Here is a 24,543-nt window from a genome sequence, read left to right on the forward strand (position 1 = left end):
TTCTAGATCTTTATGAAGAAGTAGTTCTCTTTTTGGGCGGCAGAAAGGTCATCAGGAGCTCTTCGAGAACTCGAGGGTTAAGGCCTTTCTGGAGCCCCAGGACCCCTTCGACAATAAGTCGTTTAATGAGTTGTTCTTCCTGGGAACGCAGGGCCAATTTGTCAGCAATAGGCAGAAAGACAAGGTTAGCCAGCACGGCTCCATAAAGGGTGGTTAAGAGGGCCACGGCCATAGAAGGACCAATAGATTTGGGGTCGCTCATGTTGGACAGCATCTGCACCAGGCCAATGAGGGTGCCGATCATTCCGAAGGCCGGGGAGGCGTCTCCCATGGACTTGAACAGGCTTTGACCGATCTCGTGCCGCTGGGCTGTAAGGCTTATTTCCTGGCCTAAGACCTCTTCAATGAAGTCGGCTTCATGGCCATCGACACAGTACATAATGGCCTTCTTCAGGAAAGGATTTTTGACTGGTTGTTTCTCCAGTTTAAGAAGCCCCTCACGACGGGCAATGTTGGAGAGGGTGACCAATTCTTTGATGATATCCTCGGGGTTTTCAATCTTCTTGAAGAAGGCGTTCATGGCCACTTTCATGGCCCCCAGGACCTCGGCTAGGGAAAAGCGGATAAATGATGAGGCAATAGTTCCACCAACAACAATTAAAATTGAGGGAATGTTGATAAAGATTCCCAGCGATCCACCAGTAAGAATGGCCCCAAAAAGGAGGATGACTCCCAAAACCAGACCGACAACTGTTCCCAGATCCATCGGTACCTCTGTGCTAGTCCTTATTCCCCTGCTTTTGTAATAATCGGCCAGAAGAGGGAAAACCTTAGCTCCGGGAATTGTTGACGAGGGGGACAAAAGGCATTAAATACCATCTGTCATTTGGCTCTTAGAAGGGCCTCCTTGCCCCGGGTGGGGGCCAGAAGACCAAAAGGAGGTAAAGAGATGTCTCAACTGCGTCGTTACGAGTCCTTGTTCATTATCCATCCTGATCACCTAGAGGAGAAGGATCAGGTCTTCTCCCGCCTTAAAGAAATCGTCGAGAAGGCCGGGGGCCAGGTTGTCAAGATCGAAGAGTGGGGTCTTAAGAAACTGGCCTATCCTATCCAAAAGAAAAAACAGGGTTTTTATGTTTTGGCCGAATTCGGTGGTCCGCCAGAGCTTCCTCGTTCTTTAGAATCTTTCATGCGAATTGATGAGCGGGTGATCCGCTTTGTCATTGTCAAGCTAGATGATCATTTTGTGCCCGAGACCGGTCAGGCCGAGGCGGCTTAAGCTCTTTTTAAGGAGGAGAAGATGCAACCCAGAAGGAGAAGATTTTATCCGCGCCGGAAGGTTTGTCGTTTTTGTGCCGACAGTAACCTGAGGATAGACTATAAAGATCCAGAAACTTTAAAGATTTTCATCACTGAAAGGGGTAAAATTGTTCCCCGACGGATCACCGGTAATTGTGCCAAGCATCAGCGCCAGCTAACTACGGCCATCAAGCGGGCCCGGATTATGGCCCTTCTGCCCTTTGTGGCCACTCTGGAAGAGATCTAGGGGGTGAATCATGGAAGTTATTCTAAGAGAGGCCATCCCCAACCTCGGACAGGCTGGAGATATCGTCAAGGTGGCCGACGGTTATGCCCGCAATTACCTTCTTCCCAAGGGTAAGGCCATCATCGCCAACCGCAAGAACTTGGCGGCCCTAGAAAAAGAAAGACAGATTATCTTGGCTAAGGCCGAAAGGGAGCGTCAAAAATTGGCCTCGGTGGCAGAAAGGCTCGAAGGTTTGGTTTTGACTATTGCCCAGCGGGTTGCGGAGGAGAATCGCCTCTATGGATCCGTCTCGGCCCAGGAGATTGTCAACGCCTTGAAAGAACACGGAATTGAGATCTCTCGACGTCAGGTTATGCTCCGGGAACCAATAAAACATCTTGGCGAGTTCGAGGTGCCTATTAAACTTGGTGGAGCAACAATGGCCAATATTAAGGTTGTGGTAGTGGCCCAGGAATAGCGGTGCCTCGAGGAAAGACCAAGGAAATCCTCTCTCATCGCCTACCGCCTCAAAACATTGAGGCCGAACAGTGTGTCCTCGGCAGCATTCTCATAGAGAACAGTGCCCTCCTTAAGGTGGTAGAAATCCTCCGGCCGGAGGATTTCTACCGCGAAGCCCACGCCAAGATCTTTGCCGCCATGCTTGATCTCTTCGAGAGGGGCGAACCTATAGATCTCGTTACCGTCCATAACGCCCTTAATGATAAGGCCCAGCTGAACGAGGTCGGAGGGCCGGCCTATTTGGCTGAGCTGGCTGGTCTTGTCCCCACAGCGGCCAATATTCATTATTATGCCCGAATTGTTCGGGAAAAGGCCATCCTGCGGGAGCTTATCCGCAAGACTACCGAAATCGCTGCCGCTTGTTACGACGAGATCGGCTCTGTTGACGACATCTTGGAATCTGCCGAGCAGGCTATCTTTGAAGTCTCACAGGCCCGGGTCAAACAGGCCTTTTATCCTCTCAAGAGGGTAATAAACGACAGCGTTCGTCATATTGAGCGCCTTTACGAACGAAAAGAGCTTATCACCGGAGTCCCCACCGGTTTTCATGAGTTTGATCGTCTAACGGCCGGTCTCCAGCCTTCGGACCTTATCATTGTGGCCGGTCGCCCCAGCATGGGCAAAACCTCTTTTGCCCTTAACATTGCCCAGTATGCGGCCCTTGAGGCCGAAATCCCAACGGCCATTTTCTCCCTGGAGATGTCCAAAGAACAACTGGCCCTGCGGATGCTCTGTGGCGAGGCCAAGGTGGATGCCCATAAGGTCCGGACAGGATTTCTCTCGGACCGAGACTGGGAACGTCTGACTCGAGCGGCGGATAAGCTCTCTCGGGCCCCTATATTTATAGATGATACTCCGGGGATAAGCGTATTGGAGATGCGGGCCAAGGCCCGTCGTCTTAAGTCTGAACATGGTCTGGGGTTGATCATCGTTGACTACCTTCAGCTGATGCGGGGAAGGGAGCAAAAAGATCGCCGGGAGCAAGAAATTTCCGAAATTTCCCGCTCCCTTAAGGCCATGGCCAAAGAGCTCCATGTTCCGGTAATAGCCCTCTCTCAGCTCAATCGCAAGGTGGAGGAGCGTCCGGATAAACGCCCCCAACTGGCTGATTTACGGGAGTCAGGGGCTATTGAGCAGGATGCTGATGTCATTGTCTTTATCTATCGAGACGAGGTTTATAACAAAGAAAGTCCCTATAAGGGCACGGCTGACATCATCATCGGTAAACAACGCAATGGCCCTACGGGGGAGTTTCGTCTTGCCTTTCTTAAGCAATTCTCGGCCTTCGGAAACCTGGCCTCCCAACCAGAAGAGGCCCTGGCCAGCCCTGTCTAAATCAGGCTACTCGAGCATACAGTTGGCCGCAGGCGGCTGAGATATCTCGCCCTTTGCTCTTACGAATGATGGTGGTGTACCCGGCCTTAAGAAGTTCGGCCTGGAAGGCCAGGATCCTTTCCTCGGAAGGACAGCGGAAGGGGAGACCGGGTGCGGGGTTAAAAGGGATGAGGTTTATCTTGGCTGGTATGCCCCGCAAGATCCAAGCCAGCTTTTGAGCCGTAGCCCGGGAGTCGTTTATCCCCTCCAGTAGAAGATATTCAAAGGTTATTCGCCACCCCCGGGGCAGTTTAAGCCTTCGGCAAACACTCAAAAGCTCTTTGAGAGGCCAGGTACGGTTTACAGGCATAAGTTGTGAACGCAATCCTTCCTCTGGGGCGTGAAGAGAGATGGCCAGCTTGACAACTATCTCCTGGGAGAGCCGGAGGAGCTGAGGAACCAGGCCGGAGGTAGAAACGGTAACCCGTCTCTTAGAAAATCCAAATCCTAAAGGGTGGAGGATATTTCTTAAGGCGGTCAAGAGGGCCTCATAGTTGGCCAGAGGTTCACCCATGCCCATAAAGACAAGATTGGTTAGCCTTGAGGCCTCTTCCCCCAAGATCTCCCGGGCCAGGATGATCTGCCCGGTGATCTCCCCAGGAGACAGATTACGTCTGAATTCCATCTTGGCCGTAAGACAGAAGGCACATCCCATGGCGCAGCCTACCTGGCTGGAGAGACAGAGCGTGTAGTGATCCCTTTCGGGAATAATCACCGTCTCAATGAGGGCGCCATCTGAGAGCCTTAGAGCCAGTTTGATGGTTCCGTCAGCTCCCTTTTCTTGGGTCGTTAGCCGGGGAAGAGATATATCGGCTGTTTGGGTCAGGTGCCTTCGCAGGGCCTTGGGAAGATCGGTCATCTCTTCAAAATTTTTGGCCCCTCTGGCCAGCCAGCGAAAGATCTGCCTGGCCCGCCAGGGAGGTTGCCCCTGATCCGAGAGATATTCTTCCAAGGCCTCTAAGGTAAAATCTCTCAGGTTTGGCACTTTTAACTCTCCAAGGACTTGAGGAGCTCCTCGGCGGCCGTCTTCTCCGGAAAAGCGCGATTTTTCTTAAGTAGGGCCTTAAGCTCTCTGACAGCTTCCTTTTTGTGGCCACTTTGGGCCAGGATCCAGGCCAGATGATAGCGGATGCTGGGGTGATTTGGAGCCCCTTTAAGGGCCTCTTCGATTGTCGAGCGAGCTAATTCATAGGAGCCCCTCTTGGCCATTATCCACCCTAGGGTGTCTAACACTCGCGGGTCTTGGGGGGCCAGTTCCTTGGCCTTTTGGGCGTAGATAAAGGATTCTTCAAGGTCACCCTTCTTTTCGGCCAGGAGCCAAGCCAGATTGTTGAGAGCCGGGACAAACTTTGGATTTTGCTTAAGGATTAAGCGATATTCTTTCTCAGCTGTTTGCCAGTCTCCCTTCATTTCATAAAGGACAGCCAATGCCATCCGGGCCGGATAAAAGCGAGGATTTTTGTCAACTATCTTTTGGTATTCGCCAATGGCCTTGTCTAGATCCCCTTGGGCCCGGTAAATAGAGGCCAACATGACATATGGCCCCAGGAGATTAGGATTTAGCTCCAGGGCCTTTTCATAATAGGCCTTGGCCTCGGCCACGTTACGCTGCCCTAGTTTGATCTGCCCCATGATGGCATAGATAGGAGCCTGGTCTTTGACTTTTTCGAGCTGCTCCTTGCAGCGGGCCAGGGCCTTGTCTAGATCGCCCTTCAGGCTATATATGGCCACGATCTGGGCCAAAGCCGAGTAAGCCTCCGGGTTGGCTTTGAGAGTGGCCTCGAATTCTTTAAGGGCCAGGTCATATTTTTTCTGAAGACGGTAAAGGAGCCCCATCTGAAAGTGAAATCGAGGGTTGTCTGGGGAGGTGGCCAGGGCCTTCTGGAAATATTTTTCCGCTCCGGCAATATCTTTTTTAAGGAGGGCCACGTTACCCAGGATAAAGAGGGCCTGAGGGTGATTGGGACGTAGTTTGAGTACTTTTTGGGCCTCTTCCTGGGCCTCTTTAAAGTTGCGTTTCCGGAAGAGGACATCAGCCAGCATTAGATGGGCCATAACGTAGCGGGGGTTGATCTCCAGGGCCTTGCGTAAGGCTCCTTCCGCTGATGAGAGTTCTCCCCGACCGAAGTGGGCCAAGGCCTTAAAGTAGTAGGCTTCAGCCAGTCGAGGCCTGTTTCTAAGAACATAGTCCAGATCATCCATGGCCTCGGAGGTCTTCCCTTCCCGGAGGAGAAGTTTGGCTCGAACCAGACGGGCCAGAATGTTGCCGGAGTCTTTGGTCAGGACTTCGTCCACCAGAGCCTGGGATTCTTGATACCTTTTGGCATCATAGTAGACATAGGCTAATTGGGCCTTGAGGTTGCTTGAATCAGGTTTGATTTTAAGGGCCTGCTTGAGGATCTCGGCCGCCTTTTCCTGCTGGCCGAGATTGTTGTAGATTTCTGCCAGACGGACGAGGGCTTTTTCGTCTTGTGGATGGGCCTGGGCGTAAGCCTCAAGGGTTTCAATGGCCTTTTTAAGGCGGCCTCGGAGGAGATAGAAGGTGGCCAGATCGTTGGTGAAGGTGAAACGATCAGCATGGGCCTGGGCCAGGGCCCGTAGTTCAGCCTCGGCCTCATCCAGACGCCGCTGGGAGAGATAATAGGCAATTAAGGCCTGTCGAGCCCTGACGTTTTCTGGATCCACGGCGATGGCCTTTTTGAATAAGGCCTCGGCCTCTGCAGCCTGCCCTTTTAGCTGATAAGCGGAGGCCTTGAGGATATAAAATCCGGCCTTTTCCGGCTCCTCCTGGACGCTGTTGAGGACTTGAAGGGCTTTGTCTGGCTCTTTGAGCCCCAGGTGGGCCCCTGCAGCCACCATAATGGCCGAGATGTTTTGGGGGTCTTTTTTGAGAATGGCCTCGGCCTCAACGAGAGCTTCTTTGTATTTACGGGCGGCCAGAAGAAGTTCGGCCAAGTGGCTGCGGGCCTCAAGGTTGTCTGGATCCACATCTACCGTTTTACGGAATTCCGAAAGGGCCTTGGCCGGCTCTCCCACTTTGAGATAGATTTTGGCCAATTCAAAGTGGGCCTGGGGATGTTTGGGGTCTATTTGGAGGACATTACGAAATTCTATGACTGCTTCTCGCAATTTTCCCTCTTTGGCGTAGGCCACCCCCTTCTGATAATGCTTGCTTATTTTTTCCTCCGGCGAAGAGCAGCCTACCAAAAAGGCAATAAAGAAGACGACTACAAACTGCCATCTGATCCGGGATCTCTGGATCATAAGCCCATCCTCTGAAGATTTTTTCGTAACTTTATCTTTACTGGGAGAAATTGGAAAGCTCTTTTGAGAGGATTTATTTTTCTCTCGAGAGCCCTTGCCGGGAGGTGCCTTATGGAAGCTAGAGAGCCGCAGGTGGTCCGGGAAGCAATTATGGGTCTTGGTGAGGCCAGGGATCGGGCTCCCCGACTTGAGGGAGTGGCTACCGGAGTCGAAGGCCTTGACGAGCTCTTTTTTGCCATTGAGTTCAAAGAGGGGCGCCCCCATCGAAAGCCCCTGGGAGGGGTTCCTCTGGGAGCAGTGGTCAATATTACCGGCACGCCGGATACAGGTAAAAGTCTCATGGCCGAACAATTTGCTGTTCGCCAGGCCGCCGACGGCCAGAAGGTCTGTCTGGTAACCGTAGAGACCCCAGCGGCCTTTGTCTCTACAGCCCTGGAACAACGGGCCAGGGCCATGGGGTTTGATTTTTCTAAGATCGAAAAAAATATCATTCTTCTTGATGCCGCCAGTTATACCCGCTTACGGGAAGATATGCCCACCCTTTTAGATACATTAGCCTATATTTACCGGACTTATCGGGTCAAACGGACAATTATTGACTCCGTAACAGGCCTTTATGAGGCCCGGGAAATGTTGGCTCGCTCGGTTGTCCGGGCTCTCTATTCTTTCTGCAAAAAATGGTATCAAACTGCCCTCTTTATCTCCCAAAAGAGGAGTAGCCATGAGGAGCTCTCGGCTGAGGCTGCCGGTGGCTACGCTGTGGGCCATATTGTTGATTGCACCATGGTCTTGTCCAAAGAACTTATCCTTTCGGAAAGGGCGGCTCAGATCTGGAAACAAGAAGTAGGCTCTATTGTTCGACTTTTTCGGATCGACGGCTGCCGTCTCTGTGGACATGATACCCGCATCCATCTCCTGGAGATCGACGAACTGGGGCTTGTCCATATTGGTCCTCCCCTGGGGGATGTCCGTGGCCGACGCTAAGGTGTTGCCGCGCGGGAGGCAATTTGTTATCTGGTGATATGCTTCAGGCCGAGGCCTATTTTGATCTTGATGCCTTGGGGCGTTACCTCCCTTTGTTTGAGGGGGTAGGGGCCGTCTGGGAGGCCCTTGATCGCCTGAAAAACTTTATTAAGGAGATCATCCGCCCCAATCTTCCGACCGATTTTCTACAGGGAGTCCCCTTGGCCAAATCTTTGGTTCTTTATGAAGGCAAGGCCTATTGCCTAGAGGACGGTTTTGATTTGCGACTCGGGGAGCGTCCAGAGGTCCTCAGAGAAGGGCGGGTCCTTCATGAGGCCACTCTGGTGATGGCCGGGGCCGTCCTCTGGGGAGAAATAGAACTTGGTCCCGGAGTGGTGGTCGAACCTGGGGCCTTGATTAAGGGGCCCTCAATCATTGGGGCCCGGGCAGAGATTCGTCAGGGGGCCTATGTCCGGGGTAACTGTATCATCGGAGAAGACTGCGTTGTGGGTCACACCACCGAGATCAAGCACTCCATAATGCTCTCTGGGGCCAAGGCCGGCCATTTCGCCTATATTGGTGACAGTATCCTTGGTCTGGGAGTTAATCTGGGGGCTGGAACCAAGTTGGCCAATCTCAAGATGAGGCCTGGCACTGTTCGGATCCTCTGGCAGGGCAAGAGCTATGATACCGGGCGTTGTAAACTAGGGGCTATCCTTGGAGACGGCGTCCAGACCGGTTGCAACTCGGTGACTAATCCTGGTGTCCTCTTGGGGCCTTCTTCTTTGATCTTCCCTGGCCTGGCAGTTCCCTCGGGTATCTATCCGGCCAAAAGTTTTCTCCGTCCCTAATTTGGGAAGACGACGGCCTCCTTTCATGTTAAAGAGCAAGGTGGAAAAACATCAAGGAGGTCTTTTGCGTATGTGGTGGAAAAGACTTTTAGCCCTAGGGGTGGCTGTCTTCTTAAGCCTTCCTGTGATCGGATTGGCTACAGAGAAAGACAAAATTCTGGCCCGGGTAGGGCCTTATCAGCTTACTGAAGCCCAGCTTAATGCTCAGGTGGCGGAGATGCCGGCCCAGATCCAGGTCCTCTTGGCCCATCAACCAGAGCTAAAAAAGGAACTGGTAAATCGTTGGGTAGAGATCTCCCTTCTCTCGCTTGAGGCCGAAAAAGAAGGCCTAAACGAGGACCCTCTGATCAAGGCCCGAATTCAGCAGGCTCGTTCGGCTATTTTGGCCCAAGAGCTCATTCGACGACAGATCATAGACAAGACCGAGATCAATGATGCCGAAGCCCGGAAATACTACCAAGAGAATAAGGCCCAGTTTAGTCAGCCAGAAAGGATAAAGGCGAGACACATCCTTATTGCCGTTGAAGATCCAGCCAGTGCAGATTCCAAAAAAGCCGCCCGGGAGAAGGCGGAAAAGATCCTGGCTCGAGTTCGGGCCGGAGAAGACTTTGCCGAATTGGCAAAGAAGTATTCCGATGATCCAGGTAGCCGAGAAAAGGGTGGAGACCTGGGCTTTTTTAGCCGTGGCCAGATGATCGAACCCTTTGAGAAAGCCGCCTTTTCTTTAAAGGTCGGTGAGATATCTGGCCTGGTGGAGAGCCCTTTTGGTTACCACATCATTAAAGTAGAAGAGCGCCAACCGGCCCAAACAACCCCTTATGAGAAGGTCAAAGAGCAAGTCAGGGAAAAGGCCCTTGAGGCCAAAAGGGAGTCGGTCCTGGAGGCCTATCTTCAGCAGTTACGTAAAAAATATCCGGTAAGTACTTATCTGAAATAAGGCGCCATGGGCTGGCTTTTCCCCTGCATGCTGACCCTTCTTCTCTGGGGCCTGTGGGGGTTCTGCTATAAGCTCTCGGTAGAAAGGCTCCCGGCCACTGTGGTCCTTCTGATGGCCAGTGTGGGAGGTCTTGTGGTGGCCGGGGCACTTTTCGCTACCACTTCTCAAAGGCTGGTCCTATCTCCTTACCTGATGCTGGCCTTTGTCGCCGGCCTGATTGGTAATTTGGGGACTTTCTTTTTTATAAAGGCCCTAGAGAGCCAGAAGCTTTCCATTGTTGTCCCTCTTACAGCCCTTTATCCTTTGGTTAGTCTTGTCCTGGCGGCCATATTCATGGGAGAAAGGCTTCAACTCAGACACTGGCTGGGAGCGATTTTGGCCACTTTTGCGGGGGCCTTACTGGTTTTTTAGGTGCTTTATCGGAGCTTTATTCATCTTCCTCGGGTGGGAGAGGCTCGGGAGCGGGCCCTGTGGGAGCAAGGTGTCTTAAGCTGGGCCCATCTTCTGGCAGCCAGAAGACTGAGGGGTTTTTCTCCAGAAGAGCTTTCGCTTTTTCGCCGGATTTTGTTGCGTTGTCTGGATCGCTTCCATGATCCGCACTTCTGGATTCGCTGTCTTCCACGACGTCATCTCTGGCGCCTCATGCCGCATTTTTCCGGAACTACTGTTTACCTGGATATAGAGACCACGGGTCTTTCGTTTAAAGAGAGCCATATTACCGTAGTTGGTCTTTACGATGGCCAGAAATACCAGGCCTTTGTTAGGGGGCAAAACCTTGAGGAGGTGCCGAAGATCCTTCCCCGATATCAACAAATAATTACCTTTGGAGGAAGCCGCTTTGACCTCCCTTTTCTGAAGGTTTGCTTTCCTGAGATTCGTCTTCCTCCTCTCCATCATGATCTCTATTATCTGTTTCGTCGCCTGGGACTTAGGGGAGGCCTTAAGCGTATTGAAGTTGAGTTAGGGCTTGTCCGTCCCCAAGAGATTGCCCGACTTGATGGCTTGGCCGCTGTCCGGCTTTGGTTCCGGGCTCGTTTGGGAGACCAAAAGGCCCTGGAGACCCTTTTGGCCTATAACCAGGCCGATGTAATTAACTTGGTCACCTTGGCTCAAATTGCTTGGCAGAGGCTTTGGGACCAGCTTGACACCCCGTGGGGCCAGCCTTAGGGTTGGCTCGGAACCTTTCTGGCTGATGCTTTTCCCTCAAGCCAGTAATTCTCTTCAAGGAGGTTTGGCCGTGATGAAGACCCAAGAAGTCTTTCGAGAGATAAGTCCAGCCGACCGGGAGACGGCCCGTCAGTATATCCGCCGACTTCAGGACCGTTTGGAAAAACTTACTCGGCACATTGATCCAGACCTGAAGCTCCTTCGGGTAGTGGTGGAAGGGATGGAGAAAAAGAAATCCTACTATGTGCACCTTACCCTTTCTCTTCCGTGGGGAGTAATTAGTGCCCGGGGAGAACACAAGCTTTTAAAGAGTGCCTTCAAGATGGCCCGGGAGCGGTTAGAAAGAGAGTATTCCGAAACCATGGCCCGTTTGCGGGGAGAGGCTGTTTACAAGCGGAAAAGACGCTACTATCAAGAGCTCGCCTCGGCCATGCCGGAGCTGGCTGCTGATCGGCAAGCTGGCCTGAGAGAGCGCTTTGAGGATCGTCTAAAACCCCTTCTGCGCAATCTCTACCGAATTGCCCGGCGGGAGATTGTTTTCTACCAACTTACTGGAGACCTTCCTCCTGGGGCTTTGAGCCCGGCTGATGTTGTCGATGAGGTGGTTCTCTGGGCTTATGAAAACTATGATCAACTGGCCGGGGAGCCTTCTTTGCCCATGGCCCTTCATCGTAAAATGATGGAGATATTGCGACGAGAGCTGGCCAGATACCGGGCTGAAAGGGTCTCTATTGAGGAGGAGCTTCCCCTTGACCATATACGTTTTCGCCTTAAGGAGGATGTTGACAGCCCTTATTATGAGGGGGAACTTTTGCGCTGGGAGGATGTCTTGCCCTCTGACGTAATTGTTGAACCAGAAGAAGCCCTGAGTGCTGAGGAACTGAGTAACCTGATCATGCAGGAGCTCTCCCACCTTCCGGAAGAGAAACGTCAGGCCTTTGTCTGGCATGTCATTGATGGCTACGATATCATGGAGGTGGCCAAGTTGCTTGGTTCAAGCGAGGAAGAGGTCTCCCGCTGGGTAAAGGAGGTTCAAGAGACCCTTAAGCAGCGTTGGCTGGTAGCCCATCCCAAGGCTACAGAGGAAGGAGGAAAATAATGAGATTGAAGGTCCTTGGGTCCATAAGAGGAATAGTCCTTGCTTTGAGTTTGCTGATCTCATTTTGGCCTGTTTCCGGACAGGCGCTTACCCTTCCGGGGCTGGAGAGGGGGCAAGCGGAGGCCAGCCCCGAAGATGTCAAGGTGTTGCAACGCATCTCCCGGGCCTTTGCGGCCATTGTCCACAAGGCGGCTCCGGCAGTGGTCTTTGTCCAGGTAGAAAGGGTGGTTGTCCAAAGGGGGCCGGCCTTTGGCCCTGAGCCCTTTCCCTTTGAAGATCCTTTCCGTTTTTTTGGGCCAGATTTCTTTGAACGTTTTTTTGGCCAGCGTTTTCCTCGGAAGTTTCGCCAAATGGGGGCCGGATCGGGTTTTATCGTCAGCCCTGACGGCTATATCCTCACCAATAACCACGTGGTAGGCAAGGCTGACAAAATTATCGTCAAGCTAGCCGATGGGCGCCAGTTTCGGGCCAAGGTGGTGGGGACAGATCCCCAATCCGATATCGCGGTTATTAAAATTGACGCCAAAGACCTTCCTGTTCTTCCCCTCGGAGATTCGGACAAAATCGAAGTAGGGGAATGGGTTCTGGCTATTGGTAACCCCTTTGGCCTCACCCAGACGGTGACAGTGGGGATCGTCAGCGCAAAAGGCCGAAGCGGTATAGGGATTACGGACTATGAAGACTTTATTCAGACCGATGCCGCGATCAACCCCGGCAACTCTGGTGGTCCTTTGGTCAATCTTCGGGGCGAGGCCATCGGGATAAACACGGCCATCTTTTCCCGTAGTGGCGGCTACATGGGGATCGGCTTTGCCATCCCGGCTAATATGGCCAAGGTGATCATGAACCAGCTGATCAAGACGGGAAAGGTGACTCGTGGCTGGCTGGGAGTGGTTATCCAGGATCTTACCGAAGATTTGGCCCGGTCTTTTGGGCTAAAGGAGCCAGAAGGGGCCTTGGTAACCGAGGTGGCCCGAAACTCCCCCGCCGCCAAGGCCGGTCTTCGTCAGGGGGACGTGATCATCGCCTACAACGGGCGTACGGTAAAAAACGTAGCCGATTTGCGAAATCAGGTAGCCCTTACTGCTCCGGGCACCAAAGTCAAATTGACCATTATCCGCGATGGTCGCCGGCGAACCTTAATGGTAACTATTGGCGAACAACCCAAGACCTTTGGTTTCCCCTCTCGAAACGAACTCTTGGAAAAACTGGGTTTCTCAGTCCGCAACCTGACCCCGGATCTGGCCAAAGAACTTGGTTACAAGCCTGGTCAGGGGGTAGTGGTTGATGAGGTTGTTCCCGGCTCCCCGGCGGCTATGGCCGGTATTCGCCCCGGGTATCTCATCGAGGAGGTTAATCGCCGTCGGGTTCGTAACCTGAAGGAGTTTCTGGAGGCCCTTGCAGCTGGGAGTCCGAACCAGGTCCTTCTTCTAGTGAGGGATCATGGCTACAGTCGTTACGTCATTCTGAGGTTAGAATAATTAAAGGGGAGCCAGAGGCTCCCCTTCTTTTTCTTGCCGTGGCGCCGGTTTCTATTTAGAAATAGCCAAGGAGTTTTTATGAAGGTTAAAGAAAACTGGCGCCGCTATCTTCCTTGGATCTGGCCGGGATTCCTCCTTTTGATCTTGGCGTCTTTTTATCTTTTCCCTTACCACCAGCGGGAGTTATTAGCCTATAGTGAGTTTAAAGAGCTTCTTCGCCAGGGCTTGGTGGACAACCTGGTCATCTCCAGAGACATCATTGAAGGGGATCTCAAACCTCAAGCTATAGCTGTCCTCAATCAGTTGCGGAAAAATCCGGTCAAGAAGGATGTTCGCACCTTCCGGACTATTCGTCTGGACGACCCGGATCTTCTCCCTCTCTTGGAGAAAAAAGGGATTCGCTATGAGGCCCGGCCGGAGGTTACCTGGCTTACCAGCCTCCTTTCCTGGCTAATTCCTCTAGCGCTTTTCTTTGTAATCTGGATCTATTTTCTTAAGAGAATTGGCGGCGGTCCTCCAGGAGGGCTTACCGCTATCGGTAAGAGCAAGGCCAAGATCTACATTGAAAATGAAATTGACATCACCTTTGCTGATGTGGCCGGGGTGGATGAGGCGGTAGAGGAACTCAAAGAGATTATCGATTTTCTGAAGAACCCCCAGAAGTTCACCGCCCTTGGAGGCAAGATTCCCAAGGGTGTTCTTCTGGTTGGGCCCCCGGGGACGGGCAAAACCCTTCTGGCCAAAGCCGTGGCCGGGGAAGCCCGGGTTCCCTTCCTCTCCCTTTCGGGTTCCTCTTTTGTGGAGATGTTTGTCGGGGTGGGGGCGGCCCGGGTGCGAGACCTGTTCGCCACGGCCGAAGCCAAAGCCCCTTGTATTATCTTCATTGACGAGATCGACGCCCTGGGTAAGGCCCGGGGAGTTTCTCCTCTTGCTGGAGTGGATGAAAGGGAACAGACCCTTACCCAGCTTTTGACAGAGATGGACGGCTTTGACACCAAAAAGGGGGTTATTATCATCGCCGCCACCAATCGTCCGGAGATTCTGGATCCGGCCCTTCTGAGGCCGGGGCGCTTTGATCGTCACATTGTGGTTGATCGTCCAGATTTAAGAGGACGGGAGGCTATTCTTAAGGTCCACACCCGGCGGGTCAAACTGGCCCCCGACGTAGATCTTCATGTTATTGCCGCCCGCACGCCAGGTATGGTGGGGGCAGATCTAGCCAATATTGTCAACGAAGCTGCCCTCTTGGCGGCTCGGCGAGGGAAATCAGCCGTTACCATGGAGGAATTCGAGGAGGCCATCGATCGGGTTATTGCCGGCCTGGAGAAAAAGAATCGCTATATTACCCGCAAGGAAAAGGAGATTATTGCCTATCACGAATCCGGCCACGCCTTGGTGGCGGCCTCTGTTCCTCATGCCGATCCAGTCCATAGGGTCTCGATAATTCCTCGAGGTGTAGCGGCCCTGGGATACACCCTCCAGCTTCCCACCGAAGACCGTTATCTTATGACCAAGTCCGAACTACTGGATCGATTGACGGTGCTTCTTGGAGGTCGGGCGGCAGAGGAACTTATCTTCGGTGAGGCCTCTACCGGAGCCCAAAATGATCTGGAAAAGGCTACGGCTATCGCTCGCTCTATGATCATGGAGTACGGAATGAGTGATAGGCTGGGGCCCCAGAGTTTTCGGGAAAGACAGGCCCTTTTCCTTCCTGTTATCACTCAAGAAAGCAAACATTACAGCGAGGCCACGGCCCGGGAGATAGATACCGAGGTGCAGAACATTATTCTCCATTGTTATCAGCGGGCACAGGATATCCTGCTTAAAAATAGGGATCGACTGGAGGCTTTGGCCCAACATCTTTTAGAAAAAGAGATCCTTGAAGGTGATGACCTAAAGGCCTTTCTGGGAGAGAAAGTCGGTGATTTTTAATCCCTTTGCCCTGATCTTCTTCCTCTTTTTTCTGATCCTCCTTCTCTTTCTTTTCGCCTTTATCCATATTGGCCTTATCACCGTAGCCTTTGAGAAGCTCGGACTTTCCCCTTTTCAGATCTGGGCCTATCTTTTTCTCTCCCTTCTTGGTTCAAGTATCAATATTCCCCTTAGAAAGGTCCGGACCATGACCTTCCAGCCTCCCGGGGAGATCGTTTTCTTCGGAATTCGATATCGTATTCCTCCCCGAATGGAGGAACGAACGACAGTCATCGCTGTAAACGTCGGTGGCTGTTTGATACCCGTCCTTTTGTCCCTTTACCTGACAGTTAAATTGGGAATGCTGGGGACAGTCTTTTTAGGAACGATTGTCGTGGCCCTGGTGGTTTATTTTTTGGCTCGTCCTGTTCCTGGCTTGGGTATTGCTATTCCGATCTTTATCCCTCCCATTTTGGCCGCCTTGGTGGGGCTGATTCTTTCTCCTGAACATTCAGCAGCCCTTGCTTATGCCGCTGGCTCACTTGGGACCCTTCTCGGGGCCGATATTTTTCATCTTCGTGATATTCCCCGGTTGGGGGCCCCGGTGGCCTCTATCGGCGGGGCAGGAACCTTCGACGGAATCTTCCTTACCGGAATAATTGCTGTCCTTATTGCTTAGGGACTTCTCCTCGGAGAACCTTTTGAGAGGCCTGTGCAATGTGTTGACAAAAGGCCTTAAGGAGGTGGTGATCCAGTTGCCCGCCCATTTCGTGGCACATACATTCGAGGGCCTTTGAGGCCCGATGGGGCCCCTTATAGGGGCGCCTTGAAGTAAGGGCATCAAAGATATCGGCTAAGGTTACTAGATGAACATAAACAGGTATCTCTTCTCCTTTTAATCCCTTGGGGTAACCGCTTCCATCGATCTTTTCATGGTGGTAAAGGACAATCTCTTTGGTAATAGAGGGTAAAGGGCCGCTTTTACGGATGGGAATAAGGCCCTTTTCCGGATGGGTTTTGATAAGTTCGAATTCTTCTTTGGTGAGGGCTGCAGGCTTGTCTAAAATAGACAAGGGAATCAAAGCCTTGCCTAGATCATGGAGAAGAGCTCCCTCACCAATGGCCTCAAGCTCTTGGCCTCGGAACCCTAAACTTAAGGCAAAGGTTACGGCCAGGGAACAGACGTTTACGGAGTGGGTGTAGGTGGTGTAGTGATGTTCCATGAGAAGGAGGAGGTTGGCCAGACTTATTTCTTCCTTGAGCAGTCGGACAACCTCACCTTTAGCGAACTCTCGACACATCTTGATAGTTTCTTCTTTGGGCTCTCTGAAGGCCTCCTTTAAGACCAGATTGGCGCAACGATAGAGGAGAACGGCCTTTTCTGAGGTGGGGATATCCCTGTGGAGACGTTCTCTGGTTTGCCTGACTACGTAAGCCAGCTGTTTCTGACGGTCCTGACGGCGGATGAAAAGATTTTTGACGCCACTTTTTCGGAGGCGATCCAGGTCTTTCTGGGAGAAGCTCTCTCCACTGGCTTTGTAGAGGACAAACCTTTTTCCTTCTTTGTCGGTGGCCAGATAGATGGGGAAATCAGCATCTTTCCCCAAGAAGAAGAAATCCAAAGGGACGGCTTCAAATTCTTTCTTTTCGACGGCCAGATTCCCCATGCTTTTAATTTTTTCGGTAAGATCAACTTTAAGTTTAAAGTTGATTTAAAGTGGGCTGGTTGGACCTATATAAGGGATTGTCCTAGATAGGCGGCTCCCAGGAGGGCAGTCTCTTCGTTGCGGATGAGATAGACTGGGATTTCTTCTAAGAGGGGCTGCAGGCGTCCCTTGCTCAGGAAGGCTGAAATAAAGGTTTCCCCTTTAAGGTGGGAGACTATCTTGGGAGCGATCCCTCCACCGAGATAGATTCCTCCGCGGGCCAGAGTCCTTAGGGCCAGATTCCCGGCCTCAGCGCCATAGGCCCTTAGGAATATTTGAAGGGCCTGACGGCAGGTGGGGCTTTTATTCGCTGCAGCCACTATTTCCGGGGCTCTGGCCTGAGGCCTCTGATGAACGAAGGGATCATCAGGGGTAGGTCCTTTTTCTAGAAGATAACGATAGATGTTTTCAATCCCCGGCCCAGAGACGATTCTCTCTACACTTACGTGACCATATCTTCGGTGGAGATATTTATAAAGTCCCCACTCCAAATCATCTGCTGGGGCAAAGTCGGCGTGACCGGCCTCGGTTGCCAGGGCGAGATGGCCTTTATCCTCCAGGGGGATGAGCACTGATTGGCCAAGACCAGTGCCGGCAGCAATGATTCCCCGGGGGGCCTGCTGGACCGGATGCCCCTCCTTTAGAGACAGAAGATCTTGAGAGGGGATAACCAGAGTTCCGTAGGCCGTGGCTACAAGATCGTTGATCAGCCTGACCTGAGAAACTTCTAGGATCTGGCAGAGAGCTTCTTCCGTCAGGGTCCAGCCGAGATTTATCATCTGACACCGGCCGTCGATGACCGGCCCGGCCAGGGAAAAGACAGCGGCCTTCAGCAGGCCCTTGGAGGAACTTTCTTCAAGATAGGTGGTGAGAAGCTCCTTTGCCGAGGGAAAGCGAGCATTTTGATAGATGCGAAGTTCCTGAGGGGCAAAGTCTCCCGGGGCAAAAAGGGCAATGGCTGTCTTTGTGCCACCGATATCGGCCGCCAGGAGCATTTTATCTGCCGCCTAGGGCCTCCCCCTTCTCGAACTTTTGGTCGTAAAGTTCGATGATCTTCTGGGTAATTTCGATCTTATCTGAGGTGTAATAAACTCCAGGCATGTTTTTCTCTAAGATGAGATCAAACCCTTCCTTTTTGGCGTAATCGAAGACGATTCCCCGAAGATCCTTCATGATGGGTTCAAGGGCCTTTTGTTCCGCTTGGCGGATCTCAAACTGAGCATCCTCGCGTTTGGCCTTGTATTCCCGAAGCATTTTTTGATACTCTCGTTCCTTTTCCTGACGGGCCTCCGGTGACAGAAGGGGAGCTTTCTTTTCCAAATCTTCTTTGAACTTTTTAAGCTCGGTCTCTTTGGCCTGAAGTTCCTTCTGAAGGGCGGCAAACTTTTGGTTAAGTTTTTTAAGAGCGGCCTGTCCGGCCTTTGACTCCTTGACCACCTTTTGCATATGGATGACAGCGATTTTAGGAGGATTTTGAGCGTGGGCCCACTGCGCTAAAAGGAGAAGAGCAATAATAAGACCTAAAAGACCAAGAAACTTCTTCATGAAGGCCTCCAAATCTTGAGACTATTTGATGATTACTAAATCGACACGACGATTTTTGGCCCAGGCTTCCTCGGTGTGCCTGGGGTCAAGGGGACGCTCCTCACCAAAGCTTACAGTAATCAACCTCTGGGCCGAAACTCCACGGTTAACAAGGTATTTTTTTACCGAAAGGGCCCTTTTTTCTCCTAAGGCCAGGTTGTACTCTGTGCTTCCCCTTTCGTCACAGTTTCCCTGAAGTTCAACGGTTACCTGGGGATGGGCGAGAAGATAGCGGGCATTTTCTTCTAATCGGGAACGCATATCTGGCCGGATGGTGTAGTCATCAAAATCAAAAAAGATGGCCTTAAGAGGAGGAGTGCTTCGCCCATAAAGGAGTTGCTTCTGTTCCTGAGAGAGCCTCTCTTCTTTAGTGGACTTCGATGAGGGAGTAAGAACCTCTTCTTTAAGAAGGCCCTGTTTAGGTGCCCTCAGAGAGGCTTCCTGACCAGTCTCAGGAGCGCGGCTTTCTGTTTCCGCTTGAGCCGTAGGTTGTGTGGCGCTTCCTTCCGGAGGAAGCGAGACCGGCTTTTTGGCACACCCCCAGAAGGCCACGCCCAGGGCTAAAACCAAGAGCCACATTAGAAACCATTTACCAAAAGATCTCACCCCTACCTCCTGAAGAGAGCTGGCGCAAATCTAGCAAAGCTCAAAGAAAATGGCAATGCTTGGTCCGATTTTTTTCTTTTTCTCCATTTGAGGGATCCATAGCCTCAAAGGCTTCCTTGGTGACAAAAAAGGTCAGCCTTGGCCGCTTATTGACCACCTGTCGTCCTTTATCGGCTTATGGGATCCCCTTTTGGAGCCGAATTAAGGCAAATAGACCTTAATTTGAGGAGATCTGCTTTAGATCTGCTTTAGGGAATAAATCTTGCTATCTAATGCCTTGATGACCTTAGTGATCCCAAAGATTTTCCGAAAATTTCGGGAAAAGACGGGCTTTAGCCTTATTGAGGCTTTGGTGGTGATGGCTATGGTGGCCATTGTTGCTACTCTGGCCATCCCTAGGCTCAGCAGTCTAAGGGATGATCTGGCCCTTAAAGGGGCCACTAAAACTTTGGCTGCCGATCTTCAGTACGCCCGGGTAGCCTCACTGCGTCGGCAGTCAAGGGTTGTCGTCAGCCTAACCAATAATGCCAGTAGCTATCAGATCTTTGTTGATGCCAATGATAACGCCTCTCTTGATGCCGGAGAGACAGTCTTAAAGAGTGTTGCCCTTCCCCAGGCGGTGACCCTTTCCTCCGTTGCCTTTTTCGGCTGTGCTACAGGGCCACAGTTTGTGAGAGGGCAGCCATCCTGTCTTGCCGGTGGAGGAAATGGGAGCCTAAGGCTTGTCTCGGGGCGAACTAATTCTTTTTACAAGATAAAACTTAGTCGCTCTGGTCGGGTGGTTGTCTGTGACAAAAACAGTGATTGCTAAAACTCAAGGAGTTACTCTGGTAGAGTTGTTGGTCTCCCTGGCCATGATTTCTCTTGTCGGGTTGGGGATATATGCCGCCCTCAATGGTCAGTTAAAGGCTTCCGCGGTGGTCCATGATACGGCCCTTGTGCAGCAGGATATCCGGGCCAGTCTTAACACCCTGGTCAAGGAGATCCGGATGACCGGTTATGATCCTTCCGGTTCGGCAGTCTGTGGGAACTGGATAGATACGGCCGACGCCAACAACCTTCAGATTGAAATGGATCTAAACGGCGATGGGGACTGCGATGATACCAATGAACGGATAACCTTTGCCTATAGTTCCGCCAATCGGCGCTTGTCGCGAAACACCGATCCCTTGATAGGGGGAGAGGGCAGTCAGGTAGATTGCTTTCAATTTACTTACGTTCTTGCCGACGGAACAGAGACCTCTACCCCCTCTGCGGCCCAGCTTTCGTCTATTCGAGTCGTCAAGATCCAGATGGTTGTCCGTTCGGCCGAGGCTGATCCTCGGTATACCAACAGCGAAACCTATCCCATTTGTGGTCCCTTTAACGATAATTACCGTCGCCGCTATCTGGAGGTGGCCATAGCCCCTCGGAACCTTGGCCTATGATGGGAACTAAAAAGACTAAAAAGATAGACAAGGCTGGTTTTTCTCTCCTGGAGGTACTTATTGCCATCTCTGTCCTCTCTGTGGGTATTCTGGCCTTGGCCAGTATGAATATTGCCTCCCTGCGGGGGACCAAAATTTCCAAGGAGCTTACCTACGCTACCCTTGAAGGTCAGGCCCTTTTGGAGGAGCATGTTTTTAGTCGAGACTTTGAAGATCTGGACACCGTTTGTAACAATATCCCCTCCACTCTCAATTATGCGGGTGTATCGTTTTCTGTTCAGTGTCGTCTAATCACCCACTCAGACGAGTTAAAGCAGGTAATCATCACCCTTTTTTGGGGCAGTAAGCGGCTTCAATACACTATCTTTCGGGCCCGGGGGGATACCTTATGATCCAGAATCAGCAAGGGAATACCCTGGTCCTGGCCCTGGTGGTTCTTCTTATTCTTACCGCTGTAGGTATGTGGGCCAGTCGAGATGCCCTGGTGGAAACCTGGACGGCTGTAGCCAATCGAGACTACTATCAAGACTTTTATGCTGCAGAGACGGGTATCCGTTTGGGGTTGAACAAGGTGTCTGAAGGGCTCACAGGCACCTGGAGCCTTACCCTTCCCTCTTCTGAAAACCAAATCACTGTAAATTACTCGGTTACTTTTCAGGCCTGCTACCAGGGGTCTCAATCCTATAAATGTACCAATCCGTCATCAGCCTGTGAGGAATACCTGATCCGTAGCTGGACCACCAGCGGGTATACCATAGAGGCTTACGGCCAGCGGGCCGTCTCTGCCTGTCCTTAACTATTAAGGAGGTGTCCTTATGAAAGCCTTTACAAAGGCCTTATTGCTGTTTGTTCTGGGCTTGGCCCTGGGATATCCTCGGCCATCCTTGGCTAACGTCTGTGGGGAGATCCCCATATACTTAGGGACTTATTCCATCCCTGAGATACTCTTCGTGGTGGATCTTTCGGGGAGTATGATCTTAGGGCCTCGACCAGACTGGACACCTTCGTATGATCCTACCACTACCTACTCTGGCTTTTATACTGACCAGGGGCTTAACAACAAGGTCTTTAATCGTCAATATGTCATTGATGGTAGCCAGCGTTATCATCTAGTTTATCAGTGCTTTGATGACCCAAGCCACATTATTACCAACACCTATGACAGTAGCAATCCAGAGAACGCCGAGTGTCCAGTTAATTTATGTACTGGAGCCTTTCAGGATCCTTCGGGTAATGTAACCTCTATCCTCAACCAATATGGAATCGCTGACTGGACTTGGCACAGTAGCAATCTTGATCCGCCAACGGTTTTAGTTAACGGTTCAGAGATCTACATCGCCTATCACTTTTGTCCGGGAAATTGCGCTTGGTTTTTTACTGGCGGTGGTATTGCCCAGTTTTGTGACAATCAAGGGATTCCCGCCGGCTATGAATCAGACACCCTAGTGCTGGGGAATTATCTCAACATGAGTCGAATAGAGGTAGCTACCAGGGTCATCCGACAACTGGTAGCTGATTCTTCACTTTCTACCGGGGTAGCCTTTTTTAAACAGGATTTTCCCACCAACCAGAACTTCACTCGCGTTTATGTAGGCTGTGAGCCCTATAGTGAGGCCCACTTTGCAGAGATAGATAATGCCTTAAACAGTATTGCCCACGCCAAGGTTTCCGCTACAGCCAATGTCTTCCGGATTATGGTTGGTGGGGGGACCCCTTTTTCTCCCTCCATTGTGGCGGCTAATGACTACTTTGCCGGCAATCTGGCCGATGAATCAGGGAATTATTATTCTCCTCAGCCCTGTGGTAAAAAATTCGCCATCTTCATCACCGATGGTCAGGGTAATATTGGTTCAAGTGAGGCCAATGTTGAGACTCGTACCCGGGATCTGGTTCAGAGCGGCGTTACCGCTATTGCTGTCGGCTTTAACCTTCCTCCCAATCAGGATGCTCAACTGAGGGTTATGGCCCGGGTAGCCAATGAAGAAGCCGATGGCATAAATACCTTTGCTCTTCATCGAGACAACGACAATGACGGGGTGCCAGATCCTTTCATCGCTCGCAACCCGGACGAGCTGGCCGACATTCTGCGCTCCATTATCTATGAGATAAAACAGACCGTTTTTCGGACCGGAAGCGGGACAGCCACCAGAACCAACTATGGCAATATCCAGATCTATACAGGTTTTGACGTCTCTGACTGGACTGGTGAGGTCAAAACCGGCCCGTATCGTTATAACTGTGCCAATTGTCATTCGCTTTCCAATGCTCGGGCCTTAGCCAGGTGGCATCACTTTAATGATGTTGATGGAGATGGTCATCTTGATGCCCAAGATGAAGACGTAAATGGCAACAATCAATTGGATCCCGGAGAGGATATCGACGGGGATGGCAATCTTGATGTGGCAGAGCAAATTGATGAAACCGCCCTGCGTAACTTCCTTCTGGACCAAAATGCTGTCTCCGCTGCCATGGGAAGTGAGGCCCTAGTTGGCTACGATGCCAGTAAAATCGACGATATTGTGGCTATGATTATGGGCAATCTGGATGCCAGCCTTTGGTATAGTTCCGATACTGGCTGGACAACCAATACCACCCTTGCTTGTGGTTCTTCCCGTAACATTTATACCAAAGATGCCAGCGGCAAATTTGCCTTTACGGTGGCCAATCTTACCCGGATAAACGCTATTATCTCACCTGATACCTATGATCTTACGGAAGATGAAGTCCGCTTTATCCGGGGAGAACTTGCCTGTGGTAGTAGTAGCAGCAATTTTCGAACCCGAGAACGCCCGCTGGGAGATATTATCAGCAGTCAACCCCGGGTGGAGGACGGTCTTATCTGGGTGGGAGCTAACGATGGCATGCTTCATGCCTTTGATGTCAACTCTGGTGAGGAGGTCTTTGCCTATATTCCCTCAGCGGTGCTCTCTCGCTACAAGGAGCTGGGCTACTTCTCGCCCACTTATTGTCATGATTACATGCTAGATGGCACCCCAGTAATAGAGGATCTGGGTAGCCAGAAAATACTTGTCTGTGGTCTGGGACGAGGTGGTAACCAATTCTTTGCCTTGGACATAACCACCCCCACGGCCGATGGTGTCCAGCCCCTGTGGGAGTTTTCGGATCCTAATCTGGGAGAGACCTGGAATCAGGCAGCCATTGCCCAACTTGAAGACGATTCCTGGGTGGCCTTTCTCCCTTCTGGATATGCCCAGGTCGACGCTGATTGGCCTACCAAACAGGCTTGGCTTTTCGCTGTGGGAGCCACCAATGGGGCCAGCAAGTGGAGTCTTCAACTGGGTAGTGAGGGGGGGAACATGCTTACTACTCCTGTAGCGGTTGATTCTGATTTTAATGACCGCGTTGACCGCCTCTATTTAGGGGATATGATGGGCCGGCTCTGGCGAGTGGACAATCTTTCCGGGGCGCCTACCTCACAGGTAATCCTCAACCTTGGCTCCGGTCATCCTATAACCGCCCATCCGGCCTATGGAGTGGCTGATGGCAAGATCTGGGTCTATTTTGGCACCGGAAAATACTGGGATTGGACAGACGGTCAAGATGGTACCGTCCAATATATGGTTGGTGTCCGGGATGAGAATACTGGTCAACTCAGCCTGACAGACCTTAATGTCAATCAGATCAACATTGTTGGAGACTACGCCGTTATCACCGGGGGGTGTGATCCTACCAGAAAGGGCTGGGCTATTGAACTCCCTCGGACGGGGCCAGCCGGTGGGGCCGAAAGGGTTCTTACCCCTCCTTTAGTCCTTGGGGGATATGTCTTCTTTGTGACCTTTATCCCTACCGGGGATCAATGTAGCGGAAGCGGTGAGGCCTGGCTTTTTGTGGTTCGTTATGATTCAGGCTGTGTGACCCCCTACGACAGTCCGGTCTTTGACGTCAATAATGATGGGACCATCGATGAAAATGATAAGGTAACCTTTGGAGGCACTCCAACCTATCCAGCAGGAATAAAGCTGGGTGATGGAGTGCCGGTGGGTGAACTCAGTTCTCTGGGAGACCTTATTATTCAGGCCACTACTGAGGGGACCCAGCCGGTGGTTACGGCCATTAAGGCCTGGTTTAAGAAGGGCTCCTGGCGAGATCTTGATTAACTCCATAAGGA

Annotated in this window: 25 protein-coding genes; 18 read left to right on the top strand and 7 right to left on the bottom strand. The window is 51.7% G+C overall.

What is annotated here, in order from left to right; all coding sequences use genetic code 11:
- Positions 1-10 precede the first annotated feature (10 nt).
- Positions 11-766 carry a flagellar motor protein PomA gene (gene pomA, locus G4V39_RS06965; protein WP_166032237.1) on the bottom strand — a complete coding sequence of 252 codons (756 nt, stop codon included), beginning with the start codon at positions 764-766 and terminating at the stop codon, positions 11-13.
- A gap of 183 nt (positions 767-949) precedes the next feature.
- Here pomA and rpsF point away from each other — a divergent pair, with 183 nt between their 5' ends.
- The 4 genes from rpsF to dnaB are packed head-to-tail and all read left to right on the top strand — an operon-like array spanning position 950 to position 3,379.
- Complete coding sequence (gene rpsF, locus G4V39_RS06970) at positions 950-1,279, top strand: 30S ribosomal protein S6 (RefSeq protein ID WP_166032238.1); 330 nt, start codon at positions 950-952, stop codon at positions 1,277-1,279.
- A gap of 21 nt (positions 1,280-1,300) precedes the next feature.
- Positions 1,301-1,546 carry a 30S ribosomal protein S18 gene (gene rpsR / locus G4V39_RS06975; RefSeq protein ID WP_166032239.1) on the top strand — a complete coding sequence of 82 codons (246 nt, stop codon included), beginning with the start codon at positions 1,301-1,303 and terminating at the stop codon, positions 1,544-1,546.
- A 10-nt stretch (positions 1,547-1,556) separates the two neighbouring features.
- On the top strand, positions 1,557-2,003 hold the full coding sequence (gene rplI, locus G4V39_RS06980; protein WP_166032240.1) for a 50S ribosomal protein L9: 447 nt from the start codon (positions 1,557-1,559) through the stop codon (positions 2,001-2,003).
- A 2-nt stretch (positions 2,004-2,005) separates the two neighbouring features.
- Complete coding sequence (dnaB, locus tag G4V39_RS06985; protein ID WP_166032241.1) at positions 2,006-3,379, top strand: replicative DNA helicase; 1,374 nt, start codon at positions 2,006-2,008, stop codon at positions 3,377-3,379.
- Between the two features lies 1 nt (position 3,380).
- On the opposite strand, the gene rlmN is transcribed toward dnaB, so the two are convergent.
- Positions 3,381-4,403 carry a dual-specificity RNA methyltransferase RlmN gene (gene rlmN, locus G4V39_RS06990; RefSeq protein WP_166032242.1) on the bottom strand — a complete coding sequence of 341 codons (1,023 nt, stop codon included), beginning with the start codon at positions 4,401-4,403 and terminating at the stop codon, positions 3,381-3,383.
- A gap of 2 nt (positions 4,404-4,405) precedes the next feature.
- Positions 4,406-6,682: a tetratricopeptide repeat protein gene (locus G4V39_RS06995; RefSeq protein ID WP_166032243.1), complete on the bottom strand. Its 2,277-nt coding sequence runs from the start codon at positions 6,680-6,682 to the stop codon at positions 4,406-4,408.
- 111 nt (positions 6,683-6,793) lie between these two features.
- Between G4V39_RS06995 and G4V39_RS07000 the strand changes: the two genes are divergently transcribed.
- The 9 genes from G4V39_RS07000 to G4V39_RS07040 all read left to right on the top strand — a co-directional run bounded on the left by G4V39_RS07000 (position 6,794) and on the right by G4V39_RS07040 (position 15,770).
- Positions 6,794-7,666: a KaiC domain-containing protein gene (locus tag G4V39_RS07000; RefSeq protein ID WP_166032244.1), complete on the top strand. Its 873-nt coding sequence runs from the start codon at positions 6,794-6,796 to the stop codon at positions 7,664-7,666.
- 23 nt (positions 7,667-7,689) lie between these two features.
- Positions 7,690-8,496 (top strand): LbetaH domain-containing protein, encoded by an 807-nt coding sequence (locus G4V39_RS07005; RefSeq protein WP_210412039.1) that lies wholly within the window; start codon positions 7,690-7,692, stop codon positions 8,494-8,496.
- A 70-nt stretch (positions 8,497-8,566) separates the two neighbouring features.
- On the top strand, positions 8,567-9,433 hold the full coding sequence (locus tag G4V39_RS07010; protein WP_166032245.1) for a peptidylprolyl isomerase: 867 nt from the start codon (positions 8,567-8,569) through the stop codon (positions 9,431-9,433).
- Positions 9,434-9,439: 6 nt separating this feature from the next.
- A complete protein-coding gene (locus G4V39_RS07015) occupies positions 9,440-9,844 on the top strand; it encodes an EamA family transporter (protein WP_166032246.1) in 405 nt (134 codons plus the stop codon).
- Complete coding sequence (locus tag G4V39_RS07020) at positions 9,845-10,600, top strand: ribonuclease H-like domain-containing protein (RefSeq protein ID WP_166032247.1); 756 nt, start codon at positions 9,845-9,847, stop codon at positions 10,598-10,600. It abuts the gene before it with no gap.
- Positions 10,601-10,673: 73 nt separating this feature from the next.
- Positions 10,674-11,699 (top strand): sigma-70 family RNA polymerase sigma factor, encoded by a 1,026-nt coding sequence (locus tag G4V39_RS07025; RefSeq protein WP_166032248.1) that lies wholly within the window; start codon positions 10,674-10,676, stop codon positions 11,697-11,699.
- On the top strand, positions 11,699-13,180 hold the full coding sequence (locus G4V39_RS07030; RefSeq protein WP_166032249.1) for a DegQ family serine endoprotease: 1,482 nt from the start codon (positions 11,699-11,701) through the stop codon (positions 13,178-13,180). The genes G4V39_RS07025 and G4V39_RS07030 overlap by 1 nt, the downstream gene beginning before the upstream one ends.
- Positions 13,181-13,258: 78 nt before the next feature.
- Positions 13,259-15,112: an ATP-dependent zinc metalloprotease FtsH gene (gene ftsH / locus G4V39_RS07035; RefSeq protein ID WP_166032250.1), complete on the top strand. Its 1,854-nt coding sequence runs from the start codon at positions 13,259-13,261 to the stop codon at positions 15,110-15,112.
- Positions 15,102-15,770, top strand: coding sequence for a DUF1614 domain-containing protein (locus tag G4V39_RS07040; protein WP_166032251.1), 669 nt, complete (start codon positions 15,102-15,104; stop codon positions 15,768-15,770). The genes ftsH and G4V39_RS07040 overlap by 11 nt, the downstream gene beginning before the upstream one ends.
- Here the strand turns inward: G4V39_RS07040 and G4V39_RS07045 are convergent.
- The 4 genes from G4V39_RS07045 to pal form a co-directional block, all read right to left on the bottom strand.
- Positions 15,760-16,758 carry an HD-GYP domain-containing protein gene (locus tag G4V39_RS07045; RefSeq protein WP_166032252.1) on the bottom strand — a complete coding sequence of 333 codons (999 nt, stop codon included), beginning with the start codon at positions 16,756-16,758 and terminating at the stop codon, positions 15,760-15,762. The two genes, G4V39_RS07040 and G4V39_RS07045, sit on opposite strands and share 11 nt — an antisense overlap.
- Positions 16,759-16,823: 65 nt before the next feature.
- On the bottom strand, positions 16,824-17,792 hold the full coding sequence (gene glk, locus G4V39_RS07050; RefSeq protein ID WP_166032253.1) for a glucokinase: 969 nt from the start codon (positions 17,790-17,792) through the stop codon (positions 16,824-16,826).
- 1 nt (position 17,793) lies between these two features.
- Positions 17,794-18,342: an OmpH/Skp family outer membrane protein gene (locus tag G4V39_RS07055; protein WP_166032254.1), complete on the bottom strand. Its 549-nt coding sequence runs from the start codon at positions 18,340-18,342 to the stop codon at positions 17,794-17,796.
- Between the two features lie 21 nt (positions 18,343-18,363).
- Positions 18,364-18,987, bottom strand: a complete 624-nt coding sequence (gene pal, locus G4V39_RS07060) for a peptidoglycan-associated lipoprotein Pal (protein ID WP_210412041.1) — start codon at positions 18,985-18,987, stop codon at positions 18,364-18,366.
- Between the two features lie 280 nt (positions 18,988-19,267).
- Here pal and G4V39_RS07065 point away from each other — a divergent pair, with 280 nt between their 5' ends.
- From G4V39_RS07065 to G4V39_RS07085, 5 genes are read left to right on the top strand one after another with little or no spacing between them, the layout of a single operon-like run.
- Complete coding sequence (locus tag G4V39_RS07065; protein ID WP_166033096.1) at positions 19,268-19,798, top strand: GspH/FimT family pseudopilin; 531 nt, start codon at positions 19,268-19,270, stop codon at positions 19,796-19,798.
- Positions 19,776-20,414 (top strand): prepilin-type N-terminal cleavage/methylation domain-containing protein, encoded by a 639-nt coding sequence (locus tag G4V39_RS07070; RefSeq protein WP_166032255.1) that lies wholly within the window; start codon positions 19,776-19,778, stop codon positions 20,412-20,414. Before G4V39_RS07065 ends, G4V39_RS07070 begins: the two co-directional genes overlap by 23 nt.
- On the top strand, positions 20,411-20,806 hold the full coding sequence (locus G4V39_RS07075; protein WP_166032256.1) for a prepilin-type N-terminal cleavage/methylation domain-containing protein: 396 nt from the start codon (positions 20,411-20,413) through the stop codon (positions 20,804-20,806). The genes G4V39_RS07070 and G4V39_RS07075 overlap by 4 nt, the downstream gene beginning before the upstream one ends.
- A complete protein-coding gene (locus G4V39_RS07080; protein WP_166032257.1) occupies positions 20,803-21,210 on the top strand; it encodes a PilX N-terminal domain-containing pilus assembly protein in 408 nt (135 codons plus the stop codon). Before G4V39_RS07075 ends, G4V39_RS07080 begins: the two co-directional genes overlap by 4 nt.
- Positions 21,211-21,229: 19 nt before the next feature.
- Positions 21,230-24,532 carry a pilus assembly protein gene (locus G4V39_RS07085; protein ID WP_166032258.1) on the top strand — a complete coding sequence of 1,101 codons (3,303 nt, stop codon included), beginning with the start codon at positions 21,230-21,232 and terminating at the stop codon, positions 24,530-24,532.
- The last annotated feature ends 11 nt before the right edge of the window (positions 24,533-24,543 follow it).

Source organism: Thermosulfuriphilus ammonigenes (genome assembly GCF_011207455.1).
GTDB classification, from domain to species: Bacteria; Desulfobacterota; Thermodesulfobacteria; order Thermodesulfobacteriales; family ST65; genus Thermosulfuriphilus; species Thermosulfuriphilus ammonigenes.

Bases quoted from the DNA above. Each gene is read 5' to 3' on its own strand.
- G4V39_RS07055 (WP_166032254.1), bottom strand. From the start codon at position 18,342: ATGAAGAAGTTTCTTGGTCTTTTAGGTCTTATTATTGCTCTTCTCCTT.
- glk (WP_166032253.1), bottom strand. From the start codon at position 17,792: ATGCTCCTGGCGGCCGATATCGGTGGCACAAAGACAGCCATTGCCCTT.
- pomA (WP_166032237.1), bottom strand. From the start codon at position 766: ATGGATCTGGGAACAGTTGTCGGTCTGGTTTTGGGAGTCATCCTCCTT.
- G4V39_RS07030 (WP_166032249.1), top strand. From the start codon at position 11,699: ATGAGATTGAAGGTCCTTGGGTCCATAAGAGGAATAGTCCTTGCTTTG.
- G4V39_RS07065 (WP_166033096.1), top strand. From the start codon at position 19,268: ATGACCTTAGTGATCCCAAAGATTTTCCGAAAATTTCGGGAAAAGACG.
- rpsF (WP_166032238.1), top strand. From the start codon at position 950: ATGTCTCAACTGCGTCGTTACGAGTCCTTGTTCATTATCCATCCTGAT.
- G4V39_RS07000 (WP_166032244.1), top strand. From the start codon at position 6,794: ATGGAAGCTAGAGAGCCGCAGGTGGTCCGGGAAGCAATTATGGGTCTT.
- G4V39_RS07075 (WP_166032256.1), top strand. From the start codon at position 20,411: ATGATGGGAACTAAAAAGACTAAAAAGATAGACAAGGCTGGTTTTTCT.
- G4V39_RS07015 (WP_166032246.1), top strand. From the start codon at position 9,440: ATGGGCTGGCTTTTCCCCTGCATGCTGACCCTTCTTCTCTGGGGCCTG.
- ftsH (WP_166032250.1), top strand. From the start codon at position 13,259: ATGAAGGTTAAAGAAAACTGGCGCCGCTATCTTCCTTGGATCTGGCCG.
- G4V39_RS07085 (WP_166032258.1), top strand. From the start codon at position 21,230: ATGAAAGCCTTTACAAAGGCCTTATTGCTGTTTGTTCTGGGCTTGGCC.
- G4V39_RS06995 (WP_166032243.1), bottom strand. From the start codon at position 6,682: ATGATCCAGAGATCCCGGATCAGATGGCAGTTTGTAGTCGTCTTCTTT.
- rpsR (WP_166032239.1), top strand. From the start codon at position 1,301: ATGCAACCCAGAAGGAGAAGATTTTATCCGCGCCGGAAGGTTTGTCGT.
- G4V39_RS07025 (WP_166032248.1), top strand. From the start codon at position 10,674: ATGAAGACCCAAGAAGTCTTTCGAGAGATAAGTCCAGCCGACCGGGAG.
- rplI (WP_166032240.1), top strand. From the start codon at position 1,557: ATGGAAGTTATTCTAAGAGAGGCCATCCCCAACCTCGGACAGGCTGGA.
- G4V39_RS07045 (WP_166032252.1), bottom strand. From the start codon at position 16,758: ATGGGGAATCTGGCCGTCGAAAAGAAAGAATTTGAAGCCGTCCCTTTG.
- G4V39_RS07010 (WP_166032245.1), top strand. From the start codon at position 8,567: ATGTGGTGGAAAAGACTTTTAGCCCTAGGGGTGGCTGTCTTCTTAAGC.
- G4V39_RS07080 (WP_166032257.1), top strand. From the start codon at position 20,803: ATGATCCAGAATCAGCAAGGGAATACCCTGGTCCTGGCCCTGGTGGTT.